This is a genomic window from Blautia sp. ZXY-1-C6 (assembly GCF_056339875.1).
In genome coordinates this window covers 1-3,256 of sequence record NZ_JBWJVQ010000007.1, presented here as the reverse complement: position 1 = coordinate 3,256, position 3,256 = coordinate 1, and the positions used below count along the sequence as shown (strand labels likewise).

The following is a 3,256-nucleotide window of genomic DNA, read 5'->3' as shown; positions in this document are numbered from 1 at the left end:
TGGGGTCAGACCCCGACATTCTATTCACATAAAAATTCTTTGCGGCTTCGTAGTCAGACACGATGATTGCAATATGATGTATTTTTGATAAATTCATTTTTTCTCACGCTCCATTACTTTTATTTCCGTTGCAAACTATACATCAACCTTCAAAAATTACCGTGTGAACTCCTGGAGTTCAGTTTGTCCACACGGCATATCATCAAAACTTGATCACTTTCGGCTCATGAGTGAAAGAACTAATTGTAGCCACACCATTCTTGAAGTAGAACACCTCAGTGTTTCCATCATCTGTGTGTACTTCATAGGGTCAGACCCCGGAGGTTCCGTATTAAAATCTGTTTTTCATATTCCTAAATCTCCGTTATATTTAATTCAGTTTCAGGATAAAAACTATTTATACATAATGTACAGTGTGAACCTGGCATTTGACTGCCTTCCTAGATAAGTTCTGGTTATATTTTAACAGATAATGGATGATATGGGTATGGTATCATGTGTTAAATTTTCAAGGTACAAATCTAACTGAATAGGTACGCGCTTTTGACGCTTAAATCATCTAAATTACAAAATATAAGTTTTTCCATATAAGAATCCCCTTAATTATAGTCTATTAAAAGAGTCATATACTGTTGGCTTTTTTCTTCTCTCTTTTCCACTCTATATCCGATTTTATAATTCTTTTATAGATCTTTTAGCTCTGCTTTATTCTTTTTAGGTGTACTTCATAGGGTCAGACCCCGAAAGCGAACCCAGGCAACCGTTCTGGCAGAAGCCATTCCATAAAGCATATGAGCTCTGCCATCTTTTCCTTTTTTGATAACCGGAATATCCTGAAGCCTGCACTGCGGGCACTCATAGCTCTTACTGTAGTATTCATATACTTTCAGTTTTGCCGGTACAAAAACCAGTTCTCGGCGGACAAACTCTTCCCCGATTTCTTTCAGTGGGGTACCACAGACAGGGCAGAGTTTCTCTTCCTCAGAAAGTTCCAGATACTTTTTTTTCAACAGGAACTCCCTTAAAACGCTCCGCATCTGTAGCTCTTGCTTTTCGCTTTTTTGCTGTTTTTTCCGGAAGAATTGTTTCAAGATCCTCTGCTTTTGCAACCTCCGGATCCTGTTCCAGTTCAGCCTCGTTGAAAAAGTTTAACTGTCCTGGAATATTGAGAGTTCTTTTTTCGCTGGAGGTGCCAAACAGTTTTTTTCGGAGAAGGTCTATCTCTTCTTTCAGATTATCCCGTTACTGGGTGAGAACCGCTTCCCGTTTATTGGCAGCATCGACAGTTGCCTGAAGTGTTTTTATCATCTTTTTGAGATCGTTTATCATGTCCTTCAGCTCACGGAGCTGGATATCTTTGGAACTGTCTGCCACTGCTTTTTCCTCCTGTTTCTGATGTTTCCATTATACCAGAAAACAGTGGCTTTTCCTAGCAAAACAGCGGATTTACCAGACCTTGAAAGTGCCGAAAATACAGCAAAAAGCAAGAGTTTTATGTGCATCTTTTTTACGTTGCCTGGATCGCTTTGGGCTGCTCAATATCAATGCCAGACATCAGCCAGTCGAACTCCCGCCATGTAAGATTCCGGACCTCAGATTTATTCCTGGGCCACCGGTAAGATCCCTGGGCGGTCAGTCTTTTGTAGATCATAACGATTCCGTCAGGTTCTTTTAAAATAGCTTTGATACGGTCGCATCTACGGCCGCAGAAAAGAAAAAGTGCATGGTCGATCTCCATCGAAAACTGTTCCTGGATGATCGCACATAGTCCATCAATGGACTTGCGCATATCTGTTCTGCCACAGACGATATAGATCGCATCAACACTTGAGATGTCCGCTAACATAACGACTCCTTAAGCGTATCCATAAGCATCTTCAGAAGTAACGGTTTGATCTCATTACTCATTCGTATAAGCAATCCGTCTGCTTCGATTTCAATCGTATGTGAATTGTCAAGGTGCATAGGTCTGTTTCCATTATCTGGGATCAGTCCTGCCGGAGAAGACTCCGGTTCTATAGCAATCTGGACTACATCCTGTTTATGGGATGTAAGGTCAAGAGTGCTGGCTTTGGGGGCTGGATCCGGTATCTGACAGGCTTTTTTGCGGAGACGGGTAACTGCATTGTAAAAACAGCTGGGAGATATCCCATGCTCATTACACCATGCAGCATCTGTCAGGCCGCTTTGTCTGCATTCGGTTACCAGTTCCATCCATTCGTCCAGGGAACGCCCTGGAGCACGTTTCTTACTCATAATGAAACCTCCAAATGTAGTAAATTTCTACATCCTATCAAGCGGAGTGTAGTAAAAATCTATTTACTATCATTATGAGTTTAAAAACGTAGACAGTAAAGCTACCCAAGATTTAAGCGCTTACGATGAACATCTGGTGCGTTATATCATCTGAACACGAAATGCTGGGAGGTGATGTCTGATATGGGATCCTATTACCAGTGCAGTGATCCGGACAGCAATGAAAAAAACTGGACCGGTCATATCCGTCCATTAAACATAAACAGAAATGAGTTTGAGGTGACCGCCCGTGGAAGCACTTTCCATCTGCTGGTAGGAAAACATGCATATGGAAAGTATCTGTGTATTCCCAACTGGGGGATCGGCACAGAAATATCGTCCCTGTCGGACTGCTTCTGGAACAGGGGACGCCTTGAACAGGACTATTCGGAGCTGTCAAAGGTGGACGTCATCAGTATCGTAAAAGCACTTGAAGCACTCAGCTCATATGTAACATTGTAAATGAAACAGATAATCCGGCAGGAAATCTGCCGGATTGCACAAAAATGCCAATGACACAAAACTCAGCAGATCTGTGACATGGGAGCAAATCTGATTAGTGACAAACTGAGAAATCAGCAACACTTCCCACTTGCCACTCTATACCCGATTTTATAATTCTTTTATAGATCTTTTAGCTCTGCTTTATTCTTTTTAGCTGTACTTCATAGGGTCAGACCCTGACATTCTTTGAACTGATACATAAAAGACGAAAAAAATCTTCAACGATCTTTTGTTCTCAGTTCCGTGAAAGTGAATGATACCAGCAAATCTGTGATGGTGAAAGTACTCTTGCTGATGCCATCATGGATCGTATATCGTATGATTCCTATAAGATCGATATTGAAAGTGTTGACCCATCTAAAGACTTCTCTATGAGAGAAGTATATGGACTGGACCCTGCAATGGCAAAGTAACTTAATTTGCAAGTAATTAACTGAATTTTCTCTGGCTTTTTTCT

7 protein-coding genes and 1 pseudogene are annotated in these 3,256 nt (G+C 41.3%); 2 read left to right on the top strand and 6 right to left on the bottom strand.

What is annotated here, in order from left to right; genetic code table 11:
- From AC075J_RS00360 to tnpA, 6 genes are all read right to left on the bottom strand, one after another.
- The coding region (locus AC075J_RS00360; RefSeq protein ID WP_476389825.1) for a VOC family protein at nucleotides 1-97 on the bottom strand (97 nt) is incomplete at its 3' end.
- Nucleotides 98-725: 628 nt separating this feature from the next.
- Complete coding sequence (locus tag AC075J_RS00355) at nucleotides 726-1,091, bottom strand: IS66 family transposase zinc-finger binding domain-containing protein (protein WP_243097093.1); 366 nt, start codon at nucleotides 1,089-1,091, stop codon at nucleotides 726-728.
- A complete protein-coding gene (locus AC075J_RS00350; RefSeq protein ID WP_416386470.1) occupies nucleotides 982-1,221 on the bottom strand; it encodes a transposase domain-containing protein in 240 nt (79 codons plus the stop codon). The genes AC075J_RS00355 and AC075J_RS00350 overlap by 110 nt, the downstream gene beginning before the upstream one ends.
- A 21-nt stretch (nucleotides 1,222-1,242) precedes the next feature.
- Entirely contained in the window at nucleotides 1,243-1,374 is a 132-nt protein-coding gene (locus AC075J_RS00345) for a hypothetical protein (RefSeq protein ID WP_279230496.1), read from the bottom strand.
- A gap of 133 nt (nucleotides 1,375-1,507) precedes the next feature.
- Nucleotides 1,508-1,846 carry an IS66 family insertion sequence element accessory protein TnpB gene (gene tnpB / locus AC075J_RS00340; protein ID WP_118617708.1) on the bottom strand — a complete coding sequence of 113 codons (339 nt, stop codon included), beginning with the start codon at nucleotides 1,844-1,846 and terminating at the stop codon, nucleotides 1,508-1,510.
- Nucleotides 1,840-2,256 carry an IS66 family insertion sequence element accessory protein TnpA gene (tnpA, locus tag AC075J_RS00335; protein ID WP_117689873.1) on the bottom strand — a complete coding sequence of 139 codons (417 nt, stop codon included), beginning with the start codon at nucleotides 2,254-2,256 and terminating at the stop codon, nucleotides 1,840-1,842. Before tnpA ends, tnpB begins: the two co-directional genes overlap by 7 nt.
- A gap of 183 nt (nucleotides 2,257-2,439) precedes the next feature.
- On the opposite strand from tnpA, the gene AC075J_RS00330 reads away from it, so the two are divergent.
- On the top strand, nucleotides 2,440-2,757 hold the full coding sequence (locus tag AC075J_RS00330) for a DUF6618 family protein (RefSeq protein ID WP_025581206.1): 318 nt from the start codon (nucleotides 2,440-2,442) through the stop codon (nucleotides 2,755-2,757).
- 227 nt (nucleotides 2,758-2,984) lie between these two features.
- A pseudogene (locus tag AC075J_RS00325) lies at nucleotides 2,985-3,212 on the top strand (ATP-binding protein); the annotation flags it as partial.
- Nucleotides 3,213-3,256 lie beyond the last annotated feature (44 nt).

What these genes read in the sequence shown, in the direction of transcription:
- tnpA (WP_117689873.1), bottom strand. Translation starts at nt 2,256, where the DNA reads ATGAGTAAGAAACGTGCTCCAGGGCGTTCCCTGGACGAATGGATGGAA.
- tnpB (WP_118617708.1), bottom strand. Translation starts at nt 1,846, where the DNA reads ATGTTAGCGGACATCTCAAGTGTTGATGCGATCTATATCGTCTGTGGC.
- AC075J_RS00330 (WP_025581206.1), top strand. Translation starts at nt 2,440, where the DNA reads ATGGGATCCTATTACCAGTGCAGTGATCCGGACAGCAATGAAAAAAAC.